The organism is Tumebacillus permanentifrigoris (genome assembly GCF_003148565.1).
GTDB classification, from domain to species: domain Bacteria; phylum Bacillota; class Bacilli; order Tumebacillales; family Tumebacillaceae; genus Tumebacillus; species Tumebacillus permanentifrigoris.
Genome location: NZ_QGGL01000007.1, coordinates 147,656 through 171,480 on the forward strand (window position 1 = coordinate 147,656; position 23,825 = coordinate 171,480).

Genomic DNA, 23,825 nt, shown 5'->3' on the forward strand with positions numbered 1-23,825 from the left:
TTTATCAATAATCAGCGATCGAAATTAAGTAAAACTCTTATTTTATACATTCGAGGGGTGATTCGTTTGTTTCGAAGGATCAAGACTTCATGGAAATTGTTTTTCCTCTTGTGCATCCCGTTGGCCGCACTGTGCTTTTTCGCCTACATCGCCGTACACCATCTGAACAAAGTCTCTGATGATCTCGTGCAAGTGTTGTATCGCCAAGACTACGTCACCCTCGACTTGATTTCCAAGACCCAATCGGAGATGTATGAGGCGTTGGTCGCCGAGCACACGCTGCTCTACACCGAGTCGCAAAACGCTCGCTTCGATTCGTTGAAAACCAGCATCGATCTCCACGTCCACAACGCGCAAACGTATGTGGAAAAAGCGCGCACGCTCGCCACGCAAGATGAGAACGTCTGGAAGTTGGCGAAGCACCCGCAGACGCAACGAACGATTTTCCAGAACTTCGACGATTTTGACAGCAACTTCCGCACGTGGGCGATGGTGTCCAGTGCGATGATTGACAAACTGTCCCACCAACAGTCGGTGTTTGCTCGCCAAGAGGCGGTTGGCAAGATCGATGAGGTGGACTACACGTTTCAAGCCGCCCAAGGAAGCATCGCGGAAACCAAGGAGATTCTCGACACGATCGCGGGCCAAGCGATACAACTTCAAGATACAGATCGCACACAGGCGCTCTCCACAGTCTGGTCGACGGTCGCCCTCGTCCTCGTTTTGGTCACGGTCTGCGCGGTGCTGTTGGTGCGAAGCATGCGCAAGTCGTTGCGTCAGACATTGGCGGTGACAGAACGGGTGGCGAGAGGGAACCTTCGCGAGTCCGAATTGCCGCCGATGCCTGCTGATGAGATCGGGAAATTGGCGGTGGCAGCGCAAGGGATGGTCCACCACCTGCGCGAATTGATCGAGCAAGTGACCCACACGGCGGAGCAAGTCGCCGCCTCTTCCCAACAGATGACCGCGAACGCCGAAGCGATCCAAAGCTCGACGACGCAGATCGCCGATGAATTGGAGCAATTGGCACAGGGGGCAGAGATTCAAGCCCAGAGCACCGACCAGATCTCGCAAGCGATGGAGGAGATGGGACACGGCATCCACCGGATCGCGGAAACCTCTGTCCTCGTTACGCAGGCGGCTGTCGAAACCGCCGACGAAGCAGACGCTGGGCAAGAGTCGATCCAGCAGGCGGTCCATCAGATGCACTCGATCTCAGACGTCACCGACCGCTCCGCTGACAAAGTGCGGCGGTTGGGGCAACACTCGTCGGCGATCGGACAGTTTGTCGGCGCGATCACGGCGATCTCGCGGCAGACGAATCTGTTGGCGTTGAACGCTTCGATCGAAGCGGCACGCGCAGGTGAGCATGGCCGTGGGTTTGCTGTCGTCGCTGACGAGGTGCGCAAACTGGCGGTGCAATCCCAGGAATCGGCGAAGCAGATCGAAGGGCTGATCGTCAAGATGCAGAAGGACACCACCGAGACGGTGCAAGCGATGGATGATGTACTGCGCGAGGTGCATTCGGGGATTGTCGCGGTGGATGTGGCCGGAGATGCCTTCCAACGGATCATGACCAAGTCGCATCTGGTGGCCGATCAGATCCTCGAGATTCGCAAAAGCGCGGAATTGATGTTTGCCTCGTCCGAACAAGCGGCCGCCTCCTCCCAGGAAACGGCCCACATCGCCCACCTCACCGCATCTCGCTCTCAAAACTGTGCCGACGAGGTCGAACTCCAACTGACTTCGATGGACGAACTGTACAAATTGAGCGAAGGGCTGAACCAACTGGCGCAGGAGGTAGAGGTTGTCCTCAAACGCTTCGAGATGTAGGAAAAACGCTCCGCCCGCTGACGACAGCGAAAAAGACGCGCTGCCCACTGATGGGCAGAGCGTCTTTTTTTGACGGAAGATTCCGCGTCCAACGCTTGCTTGCCTAGCTTTCCTTGGTTTCCTTGCGCTTGCCCTTGGACTTGTTGGGCTTGCGGCTCAACCGCGGCTTGTCAGCGCCTGGCTTCGGGGTCGGTTTCTGCCCAGGGCGGCGGGTGACGATCTTGCCTTGTTCGAGACCTTTGGAGAAGATCTTGATCCCCAGCGCCGACTCAAACTTGCGCATGATGAATTTCTCCTCCGGTGCCACGATGTTCACCGACTGCCCGGAGTTCGTGCCCCGCCCAGTGCGGCCGGCCCGGTGGACATAATGTTCCGCATCGGTCGCGATGTCAAAGTGGAAAACATGCGTCACGCCCTCCACATCCAACCCGCGCGCCCCGAGATCGGTGGTGACGAGCAGTTGGAACTTGCCATCGCGGAATCCGTTCATCGCCTTCTCGCGCTGGATCTTCGCGGCGTCGCCATGCATGCCTTCTGCCGTCAGTCCCATCTCGTTCAACTCGCGCACCAACCACCATACGCGATCGCCTTCGTTGACGAACACGATCGCCCGGTTCACCTCATACGCCCGCACCAAGCGGCGCAGCGTATCCGGCTTGTCCTGCTTTTGCGTTCCGAACCAGACGTGGTTGATCTTGCCCATGTGCTCGCCCTGTTTGGCTTCGATGAACACCGGGTCGGTCATCCATTTCTGGGCAATCTCCCGCGCTTCTGCGGAGATCGTCGCGGAGAAAAACAGCAGTTGGCGATCGCGCAACGTGCTCCAGATGATCTTTTTGACATCCTCAATGTTGCCAAGTTCCAACATCTGGTCTACCTCGTCGACGGTGATCGACTTCACCTCGTGCACCTTCAACTTTTTGCGGCTCTGGATTTCGAGGATGCGACCTGGCGTGCCGACGATGATGTGCGGCTTCTCGCGCAACTTTTCCAACTGGCGGTCGATGTTCGCCCCGCCGACCAACGCCAGCGAGCGAATCTCCGAGCCTGCGGTCATCTCGCGAATCGCGGACTCCAATTGCACGGTCAATTCGCGGGTTGGTGCGAGGATCAGCACTTGGACGTCGCGCTTCGCCGTGTCGATTTTCTGCAATTGCGGCAACAGGAACGCGAGGGTCTTGCCCGACCCTGTCTGCGATTGTGCCACCACGTCGCGGCCTGCTTGGATCAGCGGAATCGCTTCGTCCTGCACGGGCGTGGGGAGGGCGATGCCCAATTTTTCCAGCGCGGCCAATTGATACTCTGGCAAGTTGTATGTAGAAAACGAGTTCGTCGTCATGTGTTAGCTCCTTTTTCCGGTAACGTATGTCTCTGCTATCATACCCCACTCCCGCCGAAATTGCCAAAAATGGCAGTGTCCGCGTGCGGCCCTGCCCTTTTTATCAGCGATACGTCACCGCCTGTTGACCGAGTTGCTCCCAAGCGCGTTGGAAGTTGGCGCGGTCGACTTGCTTGCGGGTTCCGTCGAGCGGGTCATTGAGAGTGAGCTGGTTCGCGTCATAACCCGTGAGCAGCACGCAATGTTCGCGGAACGTTGCACGCACGCGGCCGCTGGGCGAATCCCATGTCACCCAGTCGTTCGTCGGGGCAAATTCCTCCGTGACCCAGACGACGATCGGCTTGCCCGTGGCCAGCGTGTCCAACACGTTGTCAAAACTCGCTCGCGTCAGGTCGACCGCGCGATCTGGCAAGTACTGGTCGAGCAGGTCGGCAATCGGGCCGTGGTAGACCGAGTAGCCCCGACGGTTTCCCGTCACATCGCCGACAAATCCAAGCTCCGGGTTGCCCCAGCGCACAGTGCGACCCGCGCTGTCCACCACTTCTGGCGTCGGGTCTTTACGAATCTTGCGGGCGAGTTCCAGCTTGCTGACGGGCTGTCCCGCGTAGTTCAAGAGCATCGCGAGACTGGTCACTTCACAGCCGTTGTACAGCTCCGGCCGTTGTTGCAGGATCGGCACAGGCAAGATCACGCTCGCCGGTCGGTTTAGAGGGATCAACTCTGCACTCGGTGCAACGGTTGTGGACTCTGGAATGGGTTGCCCCTGTTCGGCGCTCTCCGCCGTCTGACTCGCAGATGCTTGTCCTGACCACAGATCCCACGCGAACTTGCCGATGGTGACCAAGAGCCCCAGCAGGATCAGCCAGTGCATCGGGTTGGTTTGGTGCTTTTGTGTGTTATCGGGTGGCACGGCCTCTCACTCCTGTCGCTCAGTTGCACGGCTTTCTATTGTAATTCCAGCATCAACCGCTGGGCTTCCTCTTGGATCGCGGAATCGTAGCCTTCGTTCAACACTTGTTCCAACAACGCCTTCGCGACAGGAATCTCGCCTTGCTCCGCGACCAAGGCCGCCATCGTCAATTTCGCCCGGCCATAGTGCGGGTTCAGGAGGATCGCTTGGCGCATGCACTCCACCGCTTCGTCGAACAAGTCAAACTGCGCGTAGAACACACCCAAGTTGTAGAACGACCGCGCATGCGGGTGCTGGCGAAGCAACGAAGTCAACGCTTGGTGTACAACTTCCCACTCCTGCGCCTGCCACGCTGTCTGTTGCAGTTGGATCAGCACCAACAGGTTGTCCGCCGCTCGTTCACTCGCTTTTTGCAACAGGGTCAGCGCGGTCGCTGCATCGCCCTGCTGGGTCGCTTGCTGTGCCAAACGGACTTCCTCCGGCATCAAGGCAAGCGTCGCTTCATGACGGTCCGCCATCGAAGCGATCAGCGGGTAGGGTGGCACGTATTCGTTGTGGAAGACACCAGACTTGTACGCGAGATTGTCGCCGACGGGATCGGCGATTTTTTTCAAAACTTGTGAGAACGGGTGCAGGCAAACCGTTCCGTTCGATGTGATCATGTCGGGGAAGGCCTGTAGCGGTTTCAGCGGAGCATGCAACATCCAGACCGCCCCGCGATGGCGCACCAACCATTCGCCCCAGTACGCGCCGAGGAAGTAATACAGCGCCTCCTCTGCCGGGATCGAGATCGCGCTGATCCGTTCGGCAAACTCCTGATACTGTGCGTCGCTCAAGCCTTCACGCACCCTGGCCCCGTCGAACAGCGGACGAACTTCCTCCGCGATCAGGTGCCAATTCAAAAACACATCGAGATGCAACGCATCCTCATCCTCCAGCGACAACGGCGCGTCGAACACCTCGCGCACCACGCGGGCAAAAATCTCCGCCGCCCGTTGCAGCTCCGGCGTCGATACCGCCCAACCGCCGACCGTATGAAACGCCGCAGATTCCTCGCGCAGCTTGTCCAAAAACAGTGTAACCTGCTCCGACCAACCTTCTGCTTGCAATGGCGGTGTTGAGTAGAATTGTTTGTCCTGCTCTGATTCCAGTCGTACATAATCCATTCGGATGCTCATGGTGCCAAAACTCCTCTGCGTCAAAATTACCAAAACCCAAATGTCGAAAATAATGATTTAGGATGTTTAGATTATTATTTATAAAATATCTTTCTTTTTTTCGGTAATCTAGTATACTAATGATAGAGCCAGTTATATCCAACACATATAAAAATAGAAAAAGGGAGGCATTTCAAATGAAATCTACATTTGCAAAAGGTGCGCTCGCACTGACGATTGCCGCATCCGCATTCTCCTTCGTAGGTCTCGAAAGCGCTTCGGCCGCTTCGCAGACGATCACGGCAAGCATCAACACGGTAACTGCAACCAACTACATGGTCAACATGAAGTGGGGTGCAGTCAGCGGCGCAACCAAGTACGTCATCAAAACCTCCAACTCTCCGCATGTTGACACGGCAGACGTTGACTGGGCTACCACCACGGCTACCTCGCTGTCCAAGCAGATGACCACGACTGTTGGCTACCGTTACTTCAAAGTCTACGCATATGATGGCGCAGGTACCCTGCTCGCATACTCCAACCAAGTCGGTGCTGCGAAGTATCAAACCGGTCTCGTCGTTCGTATGAAAACGGACTCCGCGCTGACCAGCTCCTACCCGACCTCCTCGGCATCGAACTACCAAAAGCCGTTGTGGTTCGTCACCCTCGACGCGACCTCCAAAGCTTCCAACGTAGCTCCGAACTTCCAATTGGGTGAGTTCATCACCGAAAGCACGCTGACCTCGGGCGTCGTTGACCCGATGATGATCCAACACGTGCAAAACGCGCGTACCCGCAAAGGTTCCGCGATGTCGATCAACTCCGGCTACCGTTCCCCGAACCACAACGCTGCAATCGGCGGCGCGTCCCTGTCCCGTCACATGTGGGGCGATGCAATGGACATCCCGGCAACGACGACCGCTGACTACAACTATTACAACAGCCTGTTCTCCGCTGAAGGCCCGGACTACATTGAAAGCTTCGCAGAAGCTGGCTACAACCACTGGCACGGCGACTGGAGAAACGAAGTTCGCGACTACACCAACTACTAAGATCTAGTTGGTAGAGATATTAAACAGAGCAGATAGGTAACACTTGGGAGGCTTCATCCGAATCTCATACACCCGGAGCAATACCGGTTGACCGCACGAAATCAACACTCAAATCAGTTTTCCCGAGCACAGCCCCGTCCCCCTGGGGTGGTGCTCTTTTTTATGTGTTGGATTCCTCGTTTCCATCTTACCCCGACTTTGCGGAAAAAGTAGGTGGGGAATAAAAAAAACCCGCCGTGTGGGCGGGGCTTTTTTCTAGAAGACTTACTGTACTTGCTATTATCCTATTTCGTTGGCGGGAAGATTTCAGAAGCAGAAAGAATAACGCTAACTGCAAAGAATAACACGAGGTACAACTCAGTTTTTACCCACTTTTTCATGTTGTCATCTCCTTATGGCAAGTAAGGCATTGTTATATTCAACAGCCTGTCTGTAAAACTCTACAGACTGCGAATTACCATTCTCATAATAGAAATTGGCGATTTCAATTGACAGTGAATACGCCTCATCTAAAACATTGTGCTTCTGGTAGATTGCAAGCGCTTCGTGCATATGTTGATCAAATGCATCCTTGTCTTGCAGTTCAAGCATAATTTTGGCCTTTAAACGCAATGTACCTGCAAGTTCTCGGTAGGCGTTCACACCAAGATTTTCGCATAAGCAGAACATCGATTCGACATAGGACAAGGCCCTGTCGTAGTTCTTGTTCATAAACTCCAGCTCTGCTAAATTTGCTTGTGGTCGGTAGAGGTACAGTCCTGCGTCGAGAAGTTCAAACAGTTGTAAAGCTCGTTTGAAACATTGTTGAGCCAAACCCGTTTCTCCACGGTCTTGGTAAACTTCACCAAGGTTATTTTGAATAATGGCCGTGTCCAAGAGAAACGAATTGTCCTGAGTTTCCTTCAGTGCTTCTAGATAGATCTGCTCCGCCTTGTCAATATCACCAAGCCTGCGAAGTGGAATCGCTTTCAGATAATAACACCGTATGCGGCGAAGGTGCATATTCGCGGCAATCGCTTCTCGCTCCGCTTTTTCTGCATACCGTAGACAGGCTCTGTCATTCCCCATCACACCATGAAACTTCGCCAAACCAAACAAAATCGTATGTCGAAACTGAGAATGTTCTCCTTCGCCTTCAATACTCTCAAATTCCTCATCCGCTCGTAAGTAGCAATCAAACGCTGCTTGTTGGTTGCCACTCATTTCGTAAGCCAATCCTGCATCCAATAAGAGCATCATCTTTTGCACAGAACTCACATATAGCTCATCTTCCAATGCCTGCTCTGCAAGCAGAATCACCGTCGTATACGCTTGCTGTTCAATTAGAATGATGAATTTGAGATGCAATGCTTCAACGCGTAACTTTTGATAGCCGAACTCAACGCATTGGGGGATCATGAGTTCCAGCATATCTAGAGCGATTTCGTAGCTTTTCGCTGATACATAGTCTTTCGCCAATTGAAGAGTTTCTGTTAGCTCCTCAAACAATGCATCCGCAGACTCAATTCGTTCAACCGTGACTCCCAAGCGGTCGGCCATTTGTTTGAGCATGGTGCGCTTGACGTATGTCTTGCCATTCTCAACTTTGCTCAATTGGCTGACACTGCACAGCCCATCGGCTAGGTCGTCCTGTGTGAGGCCCTTTAATAGCCTGTACTTGCGCAAGTTGTCGCCGATGATTCGATTTCGCTCATCTACATCAAGACCTACTGCCAAGATCGTTCACCCCGATACTCAATTTCAGCAATTGTAAAATAATTATAACAACTATGAACCAATCTGTACATAGTTTTAACTATATTTAACTAAGAGAAATTATTGCAAATATATTGAACTTCACACAAAACGAATTAACAAACATAGTATTCGTGACCCGACTCCGCGTAGTCGTTATGACCTCCTTCCTTGGAAAAAAGACACACTCCGCCCTCCTGCGGGAGGTGTCTTTTTCTTGACTCGCTCCATTCCATAAGTATATTCTTATATACGTATCCTCAAAACGCTACAATCGGAAAGGCTGGCCTGTGCTCATGACACCCTTACAACTTCTCGCAACGGGTATTTTTGTCATCACCCTCGTTCTCGTGATCTGGCAGCCCAGAGGGCTTTCCATCGGTTGGCCCGCCACTGGCGGTGCAATTCTTGCGTTGTTGGCGGGCGTCGTCTCGTGGACGGACGTACAAGCCGTCACCGGAATCGTCTGGAACGCGACGCTGGCATTTGTCGGCATCATCCTGATCTCGCTGGTGCTGGACGAGATCGGATTCTTTGAATGGTCGGCGTTGCACATGGCGCGACTGGCAGGCGGCAACGGGCGGCGGATGTTCGTCTATACCGTGTTGCTCGGCGCCGCCGTCTCCGCCCTGTTCGCCAATGACGGCGCGGCGCTGATCCTCACCCCGATCGTCCTCGCCCAAGTCCGGGCGCTGAAATTTGAGGAGCGCATGATCCTGCCGTTCCTGATGGCGAGCGGGTTCATCGCAGACACCACCTCGCTACCGCTGGTCGTCTCCAACCTCGTCAACATCGTCTCGGCAGACTTTTTCGGCATCACCTTCTCCGAATACGCCAGCCGGATGATCGTCGTCAACCTGTTCTCACTGGCAGGCAGTCTCGTCGTCCTCTACCTGTACTTCCGCAAATCGATTCCGGCGACCTACGACCTCACACAGCTCAAACCACCGCGTGCAGCGATCAAAGACCTGCGGATGTTCCGCATCTCCTGGGTGATCCTCGCGGTGCTGTTGGTCGCATTTTTCGTCAGCGAATGGTTGCAGATCCCGGTGTCGGTCCTGATCCTGCTCGCCGCGTTTTTCTTCCTCATCGCTGCGCAAAAAAGCGACGCGGTCGAAACCGGTCGCTTACTCTGGGAAGCCCCGTGGACGGTCGTCGTGTTCTCGATCGGCATGTATGTCGTCGTCTACGGCCTGCGCAACGCCGGACTGACCGACTTGCTCGGGCAGGTGATCCAGTCGATGGCGGACGGTGGGCTCTATGCCGCGACTGTCGGGATGGGCTTCCTCGCGGCGGTCCTGTCCTCGGTGATGAACAACATGCCCACCGTGATGATCGGCGCGCTGGCGATCCAAGGCACCGACACGGCAGGTGTCGTGCGCGAGGCCCTGATCTACGCCAACGTCATCGGTTCCGACCTAGGGCCCAAGATCACCCCGATCGGTTCGCTCGCCACCTTGCTCTGGCTGCATGTCCTCGCCCGCCGTGGTGTGAAGATCGGCTGGGGCACCTACTTCCGCACCGGGATCATCCTGACGGTGCCGACGTTGCTGATCACACTCACGGGCCTCTACCTCTGGCTCCGGGTGCTCCACTAAGTGAACGAAAAAAAGAACCGAGCCCTCGCGGGCGCGGTTCTTTTTTTGCATATAGCTTAGTTCTTGCCTTCGATGGAAACGTGCTTGAGGTCGTAGGTCGGAGCGGACATGTTGTTCTGCCAGCCTTTGACGTAGCCACGCATCACCATCGGGGTGGAGCGGAAGTAGATCGGGCCTTCGACCATGTCGGCCATCAGGAGCTTCTCTGCGTCGTAGAGGTATTGCATGCGCTTTTTCGAATCTGGTTCTTGGTTCGCGCTCTGGATGAGTTCGTCGTACTTCGGGTTCTTGTACGAGACATCGTTGAACGGCGATGTGCTGGTGTACATGTCGAGGAACGTCATCGGGTCGTTGTAATCAGCGCCCCACAGCGACATGACAAGTTCGAAGTCGTGTTTTTGTTGACGTTGGAAACGGAGCTTGGACGGCACCGATTCGATCTCAACGTCGATGCCGAGATGTTGACGCCATTGTTCCTTCAGGAATTCGGAGGACTTTTTGGCAGTTTCGGAGTCGTCGGAGAGCAGCTTGAGCGCTGGGAAGGAGCTCAGGCCGGCTTCCTTCAGACCTTCTGCGAGCAGGTCCTTGGCTTTGGCTGCGTTGTCCTTGCGGTTGACGAGGTCGCCGCTGTCCTTGCGGAAGTCGCCGCCCTGGCCGTTGGAGACGCCGGTCGGGACGAAACCGTTCGCTTCTTGGGAACCGTTGTTGAGGATGACGTCAACATATTGCTTGGAATCTACTGCATAGGTGAGCGCTTGGCGGATTTTCACGTTCGCGAGCGCTTTGTTGTTTTGGTTGAACTGGATGTACGCGTTGGTCAGCTCCGGGACGACGGAGTATTCCGGCTTGTCCTTGTAGCGTTCCACTTGGTCGCGCACGATGGTGAAGCGGTCCAGTTGGCCGGACTCGTAGAGATTCTCCATCGCGGAAGAGTCCTTCACGATGGTCCAAGTGACCGTTTGCAGCTTCACGTTCTCTTGGTCCCAGTAGTTTTCGTTTTTTTCGAGTTTCACGGATTGCTCGTGGCTCCACTCGGTGACTTTGAACGGGCCGTTGTAGACGGTTTTGTCCGCGTCGCCGCCGAATTTGTCGCCTTGCTTCTCGACGACTTCCTTTTTCTGCGGGAAGAAGATCGGGAACGCCGTTTGTGCGAGGAAGTACGGGCGCGGGGATTCGAGGACGACTTCAAGGGTCTTGTCGTCTTTGGCTTTGACTGCTACTTGGTCAGCCGAGCCCTTGCCGGTGTTGAACGCTTGACCACCCTTGATCCATGCCGCCATGAAGGAATACTGCGATGCGGTTTTCGGATCGAGGGTGCGCTTCCATGCGTATTCGAAGTCTTGTGCGGTGACGTTGGAGCCATCCGACCACTTCGCGTTGTCACGCAGGTGGAAGGTGTAGGTCAGGCCGTCTTGGGAAATCTCCCATTCCTTCGCGACGCCCGGTTGTGCCTTGCCGTCCTTGTCCACGCGGGTCAGACCTTCACCGACGTTGCCGATCACCAAGTTCGAGGTCGAGTCGGTGGTCTTGGAGCTGTCCAGTGTCGACGGCTCGCCCGGCAGGTGCAGGGAAAGAGTTTGTTCGTCGGAGGAACCCGACTTGCTATCTGTGGAGCTGTTGCCACACCCTACCAAACCTACGGTAGAGAGCAGGGTCACTGCGAGGCCGACGCCCATCCATGATTTCGCTTTCATATAAAACCCTCCTATATGTCCTGGTACATTACAGTGCTGTGACGGTTGTTGTAAGATTCGGATGGGTTGAATATAGCAAGTATTTTGAGGGGGGACAAGGTGCGGGGGAAAAGTAAATGTGTTTAGGGGATTCGGAATTTTTGGGGGAGTTTGATTTGTTTTTTAGTGCGAGGGAGCTAGCCTAAGTTGGTATAGTTAGAATCAAGGAATAATTAAATCTCCTGTGTTTAAGTAGAAATTCATTGCCCTTACTTAGAAATGAAATATTACAGCTACCTTGAATATACCCTTTCCATTTTTTTGCACAGTATCATATCTTATTTCCTTCTTTTGAAGGATATTTTTATGGACTCTGCTACAATAATACTAAAATAAGATGAGCAAATTCTAGGGGCGTTGACATGGCTACTAAATCTCAAATTGAATGGACAGATGCAACATGGAACCCAGTTACTGGCTGTACTAAATTATCTGAGGGATGTAGAAATTGCTATGCCCATAGAATGGCTAAGCGATTACACGCAATGGGTAACAATAGGTATGCAAATGGTTTTGACGTGACACTACATTGGGACCTAATAAATTTGCCGTTAAGTTGGAAAAAACCTCGACGTATTTTCGTAAATTCAATGTCAGACCTATTTCACGAAAGTGTACCCGACGAATTTATCATTTCTGTTTTCAACACTATGAACCAAGCCTATTGGCACACTTTCCAAATACTAACTAAAAGATCAGAACGACTACTTGAACTCTCTAAAAACTTAACCTGGACATCCAACATTTGGCAAGGGGTAAGTATCGAAAACAATGAAGTACTTTTACGTATAGAACACCTAAGATCCACTCCTGCCGTTATTAGGTTTCTATCGCTAGAGCCCCTTTTAGGACCCTTAAATTCTCTAAATCTTGATAACATTCATTGGGTAATAGTCGGCGGTGAATCCGGTCCAAAAGCTAGACCAATGGAAAACGAGTGGGTTAGAAATATACGCGACCAGTGCATTTTATCGCAGATTCCCTTCTTCTTTAAGCAATGGGGTGGAGTGCGTAAACAACTTGCAGGTCGAACATTAGATGGCAAGACATGGGAAGAATTTCCGAAGGCCAATCGATAACTCGATGGTCTTTCTTTATTGATCATGTCTAATGTGAATCAATTGCCTTCGATCAAGATGTAGAATTTTACACATTACTTTAAGTTATGGTATATTTATCTATGCTATTTATGTACAATTCGTAACAAAAAATAGGGGGACGAAAAATATGGAACTTGTACAGGCACCACACAATTTACTCGGCTCAAAATTACTAAGCGCGCTTGGCCCAAAGTTATATCACAACCCGAAGTATGCATTAAGAGAGCTTATTCAAAATGCATATGATGCAATTAATCAACTGAACCGGGTAATGTCTGAAGAAGACATTACCGCTACTGAAAGTCGACGAATAGAAATTGTTATTGAGGAAGATACACTTCACGTTCTAGATAGTGGAGTAGGAATGGATATTAACGAAGTATGGGAGTACTGCTCTCTCGGTCTTAACAAAAAAGTGCGTAGATTAGATGCTGGTGCACATGGTGTTGGAACTTATGCTGGTGCTGCAATTGGGCATAGCCTTGAAGTATGGACCAAAAAGTATGGAAGTAATGAGGCATTTAATGCGATTATAGATTATGACGTAATCTTTGATAATGAAACAAAAAGAGGCACAATTGACTATATTGAATACGCAGAAGACCTCACTCGTAAAGCGGTGACAGTTCTTCGTGCTGAAAACCCATATCTACCTGAAGTTCATTTCACGCATGTCAAAATCAAACTAAATAGTGAAGCGAAAGTGATGTTCTCGAAAATAAATGAAATACATAATTTTATCTCAATTTATTGCCCCGTTGATTTTAGCCCATCAACAGACTCTATTATCGTGGATCATATAAAAAATGGAATGCAACATGTTTCTGCTATTCAAACACCAATTGAGATATTTGTAAATAACATTCCCGTATACAAACAAAATATTGACAACGTTCGTCCTATCAAAGAGGACACTTTAGGTGTTGATCTCAAGGAAATAAAAATTGGAGAAAAAGTTGTTGCTCAAGTATGGCTGGGTCTAAACAGAAAATTAGAATCGATAAAGGACCCACTGACTAAAGGCATTGTCTTATTTCTTGATGGTTTTATGATTGATACAGATGCTAGACCATCTATCGCACAATACTTTAAAAGAGATGATATAGCATACTACTATACTGGTGAGGTTCATCTATTAGATAGTACACTTGAACCTGACTTGGAGAGAACATGGATACAACCAACTCCTTCTTGGAAAGTTATTGAAAGCAAATTGAAAGAGCTTGTAAAAAATCTTGAATCAACAGTTCAAAAGAGGTCGCAACAGGAGAATGCTGTAAAATCATTGAGGGATTTATTAGATCTTGCTAAATCGGTTATTCCTGCAGAAAGTGCACTGCCTACAGATGCTTGGGAACTTACCGAACTACGTACAAATCTAGAAAATTGGAAAAAAAGTGTGAAAAAATATTATGGTCCACGTAAAAAAAATAACTACCCTTTTGATATTCAGACTAAATGTGACACTCTTATTAAAAAGTGCGATGCAATTATGACAGCAATAGCCAACATACGAAACACACCTATTAATGACCAATCTAAAAAAACAACTGACATGAGCTCTAACTTGGACCAACAGCCTCGTACTCCATTTATTTTTAATCAAACACAAGTAAACCATCCTGAACATGAAGATAAGAAAGCGTTGCCTGTTCACAACGAACATAATCAAATTCATACAAAAGAAAATGACAATACGGTCGATGATTCACCACAGCCTATTGAAAAATCTGCACCAATCAGTACGAAAGAATACAACGTGACTCCTTTCGAAGATATCAATAAGCCTAGCCTACCTCTTACAAACACTTCAAAACAGATAGATAAGACGCTACAAATCGATCCGGAAATAATGTACCAACTTATTTACAGATTAATAGATATGGTTAAAAAAAGCCCAACTGAAAGTAATGAAGTTCTCATGGAATGGTTTGAAAAAGAACTCCATAAGGAGTGTCATTAATGTTTATCCCATCTCAAGAGAAAATGCTTATTACAAGCAATGACGACTTCCTATTATTAAAAGAATTAAGAAATGAACTCGATAGGAATCTAGTATACATGGGCTTACCTGGCCCTCTTATCAATGACTTATTAACTTGGAGCGAAGTGCTTAGTGATTGTATTTGCTTTGAAAAAAACGAAAAAGAAAAGGATCAGATCATACGTTCTTTATATATTTCGGAATTAACTAAGCGTCTTCGTTTCAAGGTAATTTGCGCTGACGTAGAGGAATATCTTATTAACCGCATGCAATATTACGATACCCCTACTTTTGATCTTGTTAATTTGGACTATTTCGGACCACCGATTGTACTTACTAAGGATGGCAGTTCAAACAGGGTAAGCTCTTGGGAAAAATTGTTCACCTTCCAAACTGAACGAAAAAGAAGTGAACCCTTTGTATTATTTATTACCACTAGCGTTAGAAATAAAGATGAAGGCGAAATCGATAAAATGCTTGAAGATATGAAGCATGAAGCGCCTGACATTCTAATCCCACATAATGCTCCTGGTTATGAGCATTTGAAGATGAAACTATTAATTCCATATTTACTGCGATCAGCAGCATCCCGAGAGAAGTGGGACCTTGAACTGAAGTATTGTCATACCTATTTAAGTAAAACATCGAGGATGGTTCACTTTGCTTTTCGAGCAGAACCGTCACAATCCAGACTAGTAACTAGGCATAAACAATCATTGATTGATATTTCCAATCTGGATATGTTAGATATTACAAGTAATTATTCTGATTAGATGCTAAAGAAGAGACATTCCTTAAGGAATGTCTCTTCTTTAGCATTATTACAATCTTCACCCCAGAATTGGTTTATACTCACTAAAAGCTTGCCGGAAAACATTTGCAACTGAAGAATCCGCGAAGATATTGACTGACTCACCTTGAACCTTAGTGTTAATGCGTTGCATGAACGTCTCAACACGTAAATAATCAGAGAATTCCAATTCACGTTCAGGGTACCTTAGCCTTGCCTGTTCTCTAAGCATGTGAAAGAATGGAAATAATTTACCATTCAAATGTTGCAAATCGTATCCATGTTCCTCGATGTAGTCTTTGTACATATCGAATACTTGTGTGGAAGGCACTGGAGTAAATAACATAGGTATGACCGAGCCAACGCGCTCTGATGCATACAAGGCCGTGTCATAAATCTCCTCTATGTCTTCTCCCGGCAACCCAAACATAACAAACGCATTAATATGCTGCTTACGAGTGTCGAATCCGACCTCTTCCAAGGCATTCAATAAAGACTCGAAACGCGTAAGGTTGCTATTCCATGAACGATTCCATCGAGCATTGGTTTCCTTTTTAATCGTTTCCAGCGGGAGATATATTTTTTCGAAGCCTGCCAATTTCATTAAATAAACAATCTCTGGTACACCTACAAGATACAGCCCAAGTTCACTCTCTTGCTCGTTTACAAATTGAACTTCATGACGCCCATTGTCCTTTACCTCAATCCGTAAAAGAACAGTATCCTGATCACCTACGAGAAGCCTCATTGTACCTACCTCAAAGAGGTGTGAATCAATAATCTGAACGGACCCATCAGTAAGATCCTCTTCTAAGGTAATTTGGAGCTCGCCCGCATTATTTTTATCCACCGACAGAGTAGCCAATATACGCTTGTCCTCACGTAGCTTTAGCAAAAAACGCTTTCGGTCACTCATTGCAACTCCGATTTCAATTCCTTCAGGTGCGTATATACGAATTCCATGAAGAGACCTATCAGCCATCACAGCTTTAAGAATGTCTTTGAACTGCTGCATATTCATAAGTAGGTTGTCTTCATAAAAACAGAACACTTTGGTTCCCTTACGAAACTTGTCTTTGATTTCATTCATAACCCAATCGAACTGACGATTTCTAACCTTGGTTCCATCATTCAAAATGTTCGAAGCACAGTATGAACAAATATGCGGACACCCACGGGAAGTGGTAAGAATTGTATAAGGAGGACGTTCATCGTCTTCATACAAGTCTGTTGCGAGTTCCAGGTCAGATGCTTTCCGAATTTCACCAGTTACGATTAGATGTTGTTCCATGAGCTCGGTATTATTCAGATCAAGTTGACGACCATCTAATACCTTCGGCTCGATTCCTTTATCAAATAACTTTTGTCGTGCATGATCACTTGCCAGTGTTGGATAGATTCCACCTATCCTAACTTTTGCATCTGGAAACTGTTCAAGTGCTAGTTTAATTACATCACGAGTACTTTCCCACCAATACGTCATTATCGAAGTGATCCAAATCTCGACCGTTTCGTAACCTTCTGTATAGACTTTTCGCTTTAAGTTATGCAACTTATCTTCCAACAAACCCAGCGGCATACCGAACGTATATTTCCACTTCTCGCTTGAACTTAATCGATAAGAAGGAACTAGGTCAGGATCTTCACCTAATATTCTTTCCTTGTTAGAAGCTAGTAAAGCAACAGATCTTTTTTCTTTCCGCACAGCATCGTAACTCTCAAAATCCATGACCCCATCGCGGCCTGGTACCCCGCTATCCTTACCATAAGGATTGAGGCAATCGAACAAGTGGAGATCGTACCCTTCATTCCTAAGCCAAGTCCCTATCTTTAAAAGACCATGTGGCATACTCCAGCGTGCCCAATACTGTGTGTCATAAATGGGCGGATTAATTAGAATAGCAAATCGTTTTTGCTTATTCATACAGTTCCTCCTTTCTTCCCAAGGCTTCTCTTCAATGCAACACTACTATATCGATTGTCAAAAAAGTCAAAGGAATTCCCCATTCTTTTTTCGTTCAAGAATGTAGTGTGTTTATAAAGATCAAGATATTGCTCTCGTGTAATGCCATTACGTTCTGCCAGCGGGAAAACATGAGGAGATAAGTACTCTAATCCTTCACTTGTAATTTGCTCATATAGCTCACGTTCACCAAATGGGTCAGGTGTGTAAGGCTTTGGAATAATAGATCCGCATAGCTCCAACAAATTAAAACATTGAGTAAAAAGTCGATGCAAATCATCATCCGGCTTACCAATCATAATAAACCCGGCCAAGTCTCCCGATTGTAATCTTCGAACAGGATTCTTTCTTAGCTCATCGTAAGCACGTCCGTAAGCATCAAGATTTAGCTGCTTACTATCCGAGTCGAGAGTATGTTCAAGGAAAAATGATCGAAAGCCACCCTTGGACATTTGATGGTATATTCCACCGACAGCATCAGCTATCTCAAGACCACATAGTCCATGTAAGTTGATACGTATATCCTCTTTGTCCATTCTTTCTAGAAACTCACTTAACACGCTACATTGATCTCTGAACAAGTTCCCCTCAAAAATGACACCTTCTCGGATATTCAACTCCTTTAAGACCCGTACTTGTTGAATTAGGTGATTGGCCACATCAGTCTCAGTGTACTTCAAACCACCAAAGGCTATGGTTCGCCCTCCATTTAACATACGGGTTCTGTCTTGAAAGTACAGACCAAAGTCAGGCGTATAATTCCCAAAGCGGATAAAGTCAGTTACTAAGACGTCGGCTCTTGCACGTGATGCATGACTTGTTTCCAGTGTTGGATAAGCCCCCATTAGACTTACCTTTACCCCAGGAAGGATTGTTCGAAGAAAGGCTATCAATTCAGTCAAAGTTGAAAACCAGTACGACGTCAGAGTTGTAATTACGATATGGTCTGGCTTCCATTCCTGAAACACCTCGTTAAAAGTACGCTTCGCTTCTAGTAACGGATGACCATAAGTTCTACTCTTGTATTCAAATGGCGGTTCCCCGCGTCTACGAATCCGCTTCATATGCCCAAGGTCACGCAGTGGAACACGTCCTGATTCATTTGGAAGCATGAGATCGAGAAGTTCGACTTCACAGTTTTGTTCCGACTTGAGCTTTGAACTTAGTAGTAACAGATCAGATGGCTGGTTCCACTTGACCCATGCATAGCGGACTTCTTGGACAGACGGATTGACCAGTAAAACCTTTTCTCCCTCTTTAAACGACGAAAGCCAATCAGCAGATTTTTTCATTTCCATTCAGCATACCTCATTAGCTCATCTTGTGGGTGATTAAACGGATGTAAGTTAGAAGTTGTTCTTGGGGTAACGCAGATGCGACTGACGCTAAGCAGTGTTTAAGAAAACCAGTATCTCCCATAGTTGCTTTCATAGGGTGATCCCAATTGATATAAATAAGCTTTGCCTTTGGGTTAACTTCACAGAATAGAGATATTTGTTTGCCATGCTTTAGTTGAATTGTATACTCGTCATTACCAATCAGGATATTCCTTTTCCATAGATCGGCATGCTTACTCAAGAACAGTTTCTTATTCGCATAATCTACTTTGTAATCTTCGTCCAATCCATCCACTATTTCTACAACATACGCTGCGAGTTTTCCATCTGCCTTATACTGTACTTTAGGCATTAAGCCCAACTCGTAGGAACTCTTCGGTTGATAGAACTCATCTAATACGGACGGCCACTCAGCAGCCATCACGTTGATTGCCATACCAGCTTCCAGTATGGAATTGCGCTGAGCATCGTAACGTTTCACGAAGTTATTAATCGAAGCATTTATCTCACTTCTTAAAATGATCGAATCTATGACATCCTTCAAGTCGCCCTGAAGCTTATCAGTAGATGCGCCAACCAATAGCCGCTTTATTCGATTGTACACTTCACTCTCTTTATAGAACCCATCCCGACCTGGGTTGATATCGTTGATCGCATCTATTCCAGATAGAATGTTAATTTCCCCTGAAATCTGACTAAGTGCAACTTTTGCCGAACCTGTCAACAATTGGTCTAAACCAAAGTATGTTGGTTCTCCAATTGCAACACCTTTGACACGTAGAAGAATGCCACGACATTCTGCCGGGAAAATGGTAGAGGTTTGACCGACCAAGAACCCACGAACTACGAACTGTTCGCCCTCCTCCCCGTATGAGATTAATTTGATAAGATCTTTATCAAACTCTACATCCATCTTACGGGAAGGACGAATGATAAAACGTTCAAGTAATCTAGACTTCACTTCTTCAGTTGAGCAATACACCTTGATCGGGTAACCTTTAGCCTCTCCATCCATCTCAGTTTGGACAAACTCAATCATTTCTTGAGGCAGATTCTTGTTCAAGTCTGCTTTCACAGGCAGGATACGACTCAAGTTCCACAAAAAACGATCAAGTCCACCGTAGTTTTCAATGTTGCGTGCAGCTTTTTTACCTGGGTCCGACAATTCATTACGTACAAAGTCCTTAATTCCTACAAGTGTAATCTCAGTATAGGACCTCTCCAATGCCTTCTTATCCGAAACTTGATCGATTGTAACTGTACAGAAGTTTTCAATTTCCTCCAAGCTCTTCCCAGCATCCAATCCAAATAACAACTCAAAGTCAATTGTAGCTGTCAAAACGTACTCTGCACATTCAAACTCATATTCCACCGTGCACATGTCCTGCACGGGACTGGCTAGCACGATCTGAAAATCCTCTTCTTTGTCTATATCCCTTATTAAAAGATCGCCTTTTGAATCGTAGATACTAACTAGACGAATGTTATCCAAAATTGAGGATTCACCATGCCCCTGAAGTAGGTGCGCTCTAACATCCACTCTATTCCCGTTCACCTCTATGTTTAATTTCCCATAAGAAGTTTCATTCTTTTTGGTACGAATGATCACCTGATTGCAATAACGTGCGGGTGCTAAAAAGCCAATACCTTTGCCCCCGATACGGGGTCGCCCCTTTTTAGCAGTTAGTTCATCCTTTCGAAAACTCTTGCCTATTCGAATGTAATCTCTTACAAAATCAATCGGATTCATGCCATTCCCGTCATCGCGAATAGTCAGTACTCGATATTCATCCCGAAACTCCAGATCAACTCGGTCTGCGTCTGCATCATAGGAGTTTGAGACCATTTCTTTTACCGCTTTTACGAAAGGTTGATATACCCCCGAAAGCTCTCTCAATACAACAGGACTAATCCCACCAAACCGAAGCGACCTTTGTTGTTTGTCTTTAACTTGTTGTACCATCGCCTACAATTCCTCCCATCGAACTATCACCAAACGACCACGCATACCATCATCCTGAACTTCATAGAGTACTAGCGATTGCTTCCACCAAGACGATAGTAAAAGATCGAATTCGCCAGGTTCGGAACAAGCACTCAGTCCTGTTTGCAGGTTCTGAACATGAAGCCTATTGTCTTCCGTAACCCAAGCAACTGTATATCCATTGATAGCCACGTCAAAAACAGTCGTACTATTAAAAGATGCCGTGTTCCAAACATCCAAACAGCCACCGACTCTGTTCGCGACTTTCTTCAAATTTGTCATAGTATGTTCTGCGAGTAATTGCCCGCTATTTCTATCCACTAGAACTAATGTGTCATAAGGGGGGACTAAAAAATAAAGGATTTCATTGGAAGCACCTTGAAACCAACTACCCATCCAACCAGACTTCGACCACATCAAATTTTGATTATTGTCCAAACAGCATAGTGTCTGCTGCTGCTGAAAAAGCTCATACCCGTCTCCTATTGTCCACGCTGGTTTTCCCGTGTTAGACAAGGAGTGACCTGTTTGCAAATCAACAAGTTGATTCCCTAGACGGAACTCACTTTCAGTGGCTTCCGTTAGCGGTGGGATTTTAAACTTTTCGACAAGAAAAGTGTCTTGATTCAGGATCGACATAGAGGAATCAAGTATATCATAACTCGTCAGTCGGGTAACGGATAGATGAGACCTCGCATCTTCTATGCGGGCCAAATACACCCTCCATTCTATGCTTCCCAGCACTAAGTTACATACCGTAGGAATCCTTGTACTTCTTCCAGACGCTACCTCTATACTTTCAATAAAGCGTCCACGCGTCTTTTCATCACGATAGCAAGCAAAGAGATATCCGTTCGCCCACGTCACCCAAGGAGTTACGTCCCAATAGGCCGGGTAGCGCCCTGACCAAACACGCTGCAATGACAACTTAACCGACATATTCATTGAGTCCTCCCATGTATCACTAGGGCATAGTTAGTTCCATTGTAGCGAAACTTGTCGAGAATAGACAGTGATCACCCTTACACATTTATAGGGTAATACAAGGAAAAGGGATTCCGCTAAACGCGAAATCCCCATTACTCTACTTATAATTATTAATTATATTCACAAATATAGCAATAGTTATTCAGACGTCAGTAGTAACGTAGTGCGCTAGATTCGATCGTCAATTAACCGATATGTATTCTCCCCAAGAAACTCAAAGTACAACTCAGTCCCTACATCATTCCGATTCGTACCGATTGCCTTACGCCCCATCTGGGTACGTATTATCCATTCTTTATTATCCTCAGAGTTAAAACTATACCAATCGTTCCTAATGATCTCTTCTACTATTTCGGTAACCGTTGCAGAACGCCCGAGACTTTGTAATGCGAGTATTGCTGCTTCCCAGATGAACATTTTTTGCTTTATAACTGGCTTTTGAACATCTTGCAAAAACACCCGCCCCTCAAACCCACCACGTTCCTCCAACTTCAACTTCCTAACCTCCATCAACTGTTGCTCGCCCACCCCATTTAACCTCGCCAGTGCAAACAGTACCTCCAACACATCTGCTAATTCCTCAACATTCTTCACTTCTAGGTACTCTTGAACTTCTTCCGCTAACTTCACTTGCAATTCCTGTTGATACTCAGACTCATCCAGTGTCCTCCAAACCGCTACACGACCGCTTTTCTTAATAATCTCGGGGATCAAGTCCCGCACCAATTTGTTATGCGAAGTCATTTACCTGCTCCCCTCATATTAGTGCTCTTTTACTAACTATAACAAATACCCGATCTGCCAACAGCCAAAAAGTATTCTCAAGAACCTCTTATCGTATAATTCGAAGACCACCAGCACCTGCCACTAACTTCATCAAAATCCCCCTACCACATAAACACAAACACCTCTATAATAATCTCAGACATCACACGGAGGGATCACGATGGATAAACAGACACATTCAGACCCTGCAACAATAACAAAGGTTCCGATCGGCCGATATATCACCGAGATTCTATACAGTCGGAATCTAACGCCACACTATCTCAGTCAAAAGGTCGACTTTGGCAAAAAAGACACCGTCTACAGTTGCCTCCGGGATGAGCGCCGTCTTTCCCCAAATGAGTTACAACAGATATCCGACATCCTTCATGTCCCTATCGAACGCCTAAAGCAGACCGATCTCGAACAGGAAGCTTTTGAACTACGGCTCTTGGTGCGAAGTAAGCAACGCAGCCCCCGTGCGATCGACTTGGGATTGAAACTCCAGAAACTTGCACTCGGCTGGACGGAGAAGTTTGATATTTTAAACGATTTAGGTTCTGCGTACTACTACATGGACAAGTTTCCCCAAGCACATCAAGCCTGGTTAGAAGCACTCCCACTAGCAGAAAAAATCAGGGATACCTTCTCTGAAACGGACAGATTGTATATGGTCACGAACAACCTGATCCTCACCTACACCCAAAAGCAGGATTTCTCGGCCCTAACATACTTACTGGACAAGGTAGAAACGGCATTTACCTTCTCCAACCCCAAACGAGCCGGTTTGTTGGCCACGAGTTCTGCCATCATCGCCACAGAAATGGGCGACTATGAGAAAGCACAACAAAAGTGGCAAGAAGCCTTTGAACAATTCGAACGTACAAACGACCAAAGTCTAATCGGGAAAGGCTATCACAACTTGGCGTACTACGAATTCAGAGTAGGTAACTTTGCCGAATCTCACAGATTGTTTGCTAAAGCTCTACATGCGCTGACACCCGATCCCATCCCGCATCTCATCGCAATCGGTGACTATTTGAAGACACTGATCAAACTCAAGGAGACAGATACGGCCCTACATATGATCGCGGTTGCACGATCCATTCGAGAACTCGAGAGCCTTCCAGATCTACAAGCCAAATTTCACATCCTAGAGTCCGTTGCAACTGGCAACCCACAATTGGCTGAATCCGTATTGCAAATCACTGAGGCCGGCCCACATCTGAAACTGATGGCTTGCAAATGGATCATGCATCACCTCTCGCATCAAGGTGACGCAGACAAGTTATTACGTTATTATAAAAAAGCAGAACAGTTTGATAAAAATGTAGTTACCCACTGGGAGGAACTCTGATGCGGAAATACTTACTTGTGAGTTTACTAGTTGCCCTTGTTGTTAGCTTCTCATGGAATGTTGCAAATTCTGCTGTTTGGCAACTGCCCGACCCTGAGAATGTCTCTGCTCATCTCGCTTCATGGCAACTACCTGACCCTGAATCGGCCACCTTTAAAATCTAATGATTTTGAGTAAAGGAAACCCCTGCATTTATGCAGGG

Annotated in this window: 18 protein-coding genes; 8 read left to right on the top strand and 10 right to left on the bottom strand. The window is 47.6% G+C overall.

All coding sequences use genetic code 11. The features are described 5' to 3' along the window. Nucleotides 1–66: 66 nt before the first annotated feature. Nucleotides 67–1,833: a methyl-accepting chemotaxis protein gene (locus C7459_RS09820; protein ID WP_109688742.1), complete on the top strand. Its 1,767-nt coding sequence runs from the start codon at nucleotides 67–69 to the stop codon at nucleotides 1,831–1,833. Between the two features lie 103 nt (nucleotides 1,834–1,936). Here C7459_RS09820 and C7459_RS09825 read toward each other — a convergent pair whose 3' ends face one another. The 3 genes from C7459_RS09825 to C7459_RS09835 form a co-directional block, all read right to left on the bottom strand. Further along, the gene (locus tag C7459_RS09825) at nucleotides 1,937–3,172 is read right to left on the bottom strand and encodes a DEAD/DEAH box helicase (protein WP_109688744.1); all 1,236 of its coding nucleotides are present in this window, start codon (nucleotides 3,170–3,172) and stop codon (nucleotides 1,937–1,939) included. Between the two features lie 103 nt (nucleotides 3,173–3,275). Next, nucleotides 3,276–4,082, bottom strand: coding sequence for a C39 family peptidase (locus C7459_RS09830; protein ID WP_109688746.1), 807 nt, complete (start codon nucleotides 4,080–4,082; stop codon nucleotides 3,276–3,278). 35 nt (nucleotides 4,083–4,117) lie between these two features. Beyond that, nucleotides 4,118–5,260, bottom strand: coding sequence for a tetratricopeptide repeat protein (locus C7459_RS09835; RefSeq protein ID WP_109688748.1), 1,143 nt, complete (start codon nucleotides 5,258–5,260; stop codon nucleotides 4,118–4,120). 176 nt (nucleotides 5,261–5,436) lie between these two features. Between C7459_RS09835 and C7459_RS23650 the strand changes: the two genes are divergently transcribed. Next, nucleotides 5,437–6,291 carry a D-Ala-D-Ala carboxypeptidase family metallohydrolase gene (locus tag C7459_RS23650; protein ID WP_211320373.1) on the top strand — a complete coding sequence of 285 codons (855 nt, stop codon included), beginning with the start codon at nucleotides 5,437–5,439 and terminating at the stop codon, nucleotides 6,289–6,291. A gap of 384 nt (nucleotides 6,292–6,675) precedes the next feature. On the opposite strand, the gene C7459_RS09845 is transcribed toward C7459_RS23650, so the two are convergent. Continuing rightward, nucleotides 6,676–8,007, bottom strand: a complete 1,332-nt coding sequence (locus C7459_RS09845) for a tetratricopeptide repeat protein (RefSeq protein WP_109688750.1) — start codon at nucleotides 8,005–8,007, stop codon at nucleotides 6,676–6,678. Between the two features lie 314 nt (nucleotides 8,008–8,321). Here C7459_RS09845 and C7459_RS09850 point away from each other — a divergent pair, with 314 nt between their 5' ends. After that, on the top strand, nucleotides 8,322–9,623 hold the full coding sequence (locus C7459_RS09850; RefSeq protein ID WP_109688863.1) for an arsenic transporter: 1,302 nt from the start codon (nucleotides 8,322–8,324) through the stop codon (nucleotides 9,621–9,623). A 56-nt stretch (nucleotides 9,624–9,679) separates the two neighbouring features. Here the strand turns inward: C7459_RS09850 and C7459_RS09855 are convergent, their stop codons facing one another. Next, on the bottom strand, nucleotides 9,680–11,317 hold the full coding sequence (locus C7459_RS09855) for a peptide ABC transporter substrate-binding protein (RefSeq protein WP_109688752.1): 1,638 nt from the start codon (nucleotides 11,315–11,317) through the stop codon (nucleotides 9,680–9,682). A gap of 401 nt (nucleotides 11,318–11,718) precedes the next feature. Between C7459_RS09855 and C7459_RS09860 the strand changes: the two genes are divergently transcribed. The 3 genes from C7459_RS09860 (at nucleotide 11,719) to C7459_RS09870 (ending at nucleotide 15,213) form a co-directional block, all read left to right on the top strand. Beyond that, nucleotides 11,719–12,435 carry a DUF5131 family protein gene (locus C7459_RS09860; protein ID WP_109688754.1) on the top strand — a complete coding sequence of 239 codons (717 nt, stop codon included), beginning with the start codon at nucleotides 11,719–11,721 and terminating at the stop codon, nucleotides 12,433–12,435. Nucleotides 12,436–12,583: 148 nt separating this feature from the next. Further along, a complete protein-coding gene (locus tag C7459_RS09865; protein WP_109688756.1) occupies nucleotides 12,584–14,419 on the top strand; it encodes an ATP-binding protein in 1,836 nt (611 codons plus the stop codon). Beyond that, on the top strand, nucleotides 14,419–15,213 hold the full coding sequence (locus C7459_RS09870) for a hypothetical protein (RefSeq protein ID WP_109688757.1): 795 nt from the start codon (nucleotides 14,419–14,421) through the stop codon (nucleotides 15,211–15,213). Before C7459_RS09865 ends, C7459_RS09870 begins: the two co-directional genes overlap by 1 nt. A 57-nt stretch (nucleotides 15,214–15,270) precedes the next feature. Here the strand turns inward: C7459_RS09870 and C7459_RS09875 are convergent, their stop codons facing one another. From C7459_RS09875 to C7459_RS23825, 5 genes are all read right to left on the bottom strand, one after another. After that, entirely contained in the window at nucleotides 15,271–17,154 is a 1,884-nt protein-coding gene (locus C7459_RS09875) for a radical SAM protein (RefSeq protein ID WP_109688760.1), read from the bottom strand. Beyond that, nucleotides 17,151–18,491 (bottom strand): hypothetical protein, encoded by a 1,341-nt coding sequence (locus C7459_RS09880; RefSeq protein WP_109688761.1) that lies wholly within the window; start codon nucleotides 18,489–18,491, stop codon nucleotides 17,151–17,153. The genes C7459_RS09875 and C7459_RS09880 overlap by 4 nt, the downstream gene beginning before the upstream one ends. Nucleotides 18,492–18,504: 13 nt before the next feature. Continuing rightward, complete coding sequence (locus C7459_RS09885; RefSeq protein WP_109688763.1) at nucleotides 18,505–20,493, bottom strand: ATP-binding protein; 1,989 nt, start codon at nucleotides 20,491–20,493, stop codon at nucleotides 18,505–18,507. 3 nt (nucleotides 20,494–20,496) lie between these two features. Next, nucleotides 20,497–21,453, bottom strand: coding sequence for a hypothetical protein (locus C7459_RS09890; protein WP_146200989.1), 957 nt, complete (start codon nucleotides 21,451–21,453; stop codon nucleotides 20,497–20,499). A gap of 216 nt (nucleotides 21,454–21,669) precedes the next feature. After that, nucleotides 21,670–22,245, bottom strand: coding sequence for a nucleoside triphosphate pyrophosphohydrolase (locus C7459_RS23825; protein ID WP_245884476.1), 576 nt, complete (start codon nucleotides 22,243–22,245; stop codon nucleotides 21,670–21,672). A gap of 202 nt (nucleotides 22,246–22,447) precedes the next feature. On the opposite strand from C7459_RS23825, the gene C7459_RS09900 reads away from it, so the two are divergent. Together C7459_RS09900 and C7459_RS23295 are read left to right on the top strand one after the other, a co-directional pair. Next, nucleotides 22,448–23,623, top strand: coding sequence for a tetratricopeptide repeat protein (locus C7459_RS09900; protein WP_109688766.1), 1,176 nt, complete (start codon nucleotides 22,448–22,450; stop codon nucleotides 23,621–23,623). Continuing rightward, nucleotides 23,623–23,787, top strand: a complete 165-nt coding sequence (locus C7459_RS23295; RefSeq protein WP_170119394.1) for a hypothetical protein — start codon at nucleotides 23,623–23,625, stop codon at nucleotides 23,785–23,787. Before C7459_RS09900 ends, C7459_RS23295 begins: the two co-directional genes overlap by 1 nt. Nucleotides 23,788–23,825: the final 38 nt, after the last annotated feature.

Excerpts from the sequence above, each read along its gene's own strand:
- C7459_RS23650 (WP_211320373.1), top strand. The coding sequence starts at position 5,437 with ATGAAATCTACATTTGCAAAAGGTGCGCTCGCACTGACGATTGCCGCA.
- C7459_RS09875 (WP_109688760.1), bottom strand. The coding sequence starts at position 17,154 with ATGAATAAGCAAAAACGATTTGCTATTCTAATTAATCCGCCCATTTAT.
- C7459_RS09900 (WP_109688766.1), top strand. The coding sequence starts at position 22,448 with ATGGATAAACAGACACATTCAGACCCTGCAACAATAACAAAGGTTCCG.
- C7459_RS09885 (WP_109688763.1), bottom strand. The coding sequence starts at position 20,493 with ATGGTACAACAAGTTAAAGACAAACAACAAAGGTCGCTTCGGTTTGGT.
- C7459_RS23295 (WP_170119394.1), top strand. The coding sequence starts at position 23,623 with ATGCGGAAATACTTACTTGTGAGTTTACTAGTTGCCCTTGTTGTTAGC.
- C7459_RS09860 (WP_109688754.1), top strand. The coding sequence starts at position 11,719 with ATGGCTACTAAATCTCAAATTGAATGGACAGATGCAACATGGAACCCA.
- C7459_RS09825 (WP_109688744.1), bottom strand. The coding sequence starts at position 3,172 with ATGACGACGAACTCGTTTTCTACATACAACTTGCCAGAGTATCAATTG.
- C7459_RS09870 (WP_109688757.1), top strand. The coding sequence starts at position 14,419 with ATGTTTATCCCATCTCAAGAGAAAATGCTTATTACAAGCAATGACGAC.
- C7459_RS09880 (WP_109688761.1), bottom strand. The coding sequence starts at position 18,491 with ATGGAAATGAAAAAATCTGCTGATTGGCTTTCGTCGTTTAAAGAGGGA.
- C7459_RS09855 (WP_109688752.1), bottom strand. The coding sequence starts at position 11,317 with ATGAAAGCGAAATCATGGATGGGCGTCGGCCTCGCAGTGACCCTGCTC.
- C7459_RS09865 (WP_109688756.1), top strand. The coding sequence starts at position 12,584 with ATGGAACTTGTACAGGCACCACACAATTTACTCGGCTCAAAATTACTA.
- C7459_RS09890 (WP_146200989.1), bottom strand. The coding sequence starts at position 21,453 with ATGTCGGTTAAGTTGTCATTGCAGCGTGTTTGGTCAGGGCGCTACCCG.
- C7459_RS09850 (WP_109688863.1), top strand. The coding sequence starts at position 8,322 with ATGACACCCTTACAACTTCTCGCAACGGGTATTTTTGTCATCACCCTC.
- C7459_RS23825 (WP_245884476.1), bottom strand. The coding sequence starts at position 22,245 with ATGACTTCGCATAACAAATTGGTGCGGGACTTGATCCCCGAGATTATT.
- C7459_RS09835 (WP_109688748.1), bottom strand. The coding sequence starts at position 5,260 with ATGAGCATCCGAATGGATTATGTACGACTGGAATCAGAGCAGGACAAA.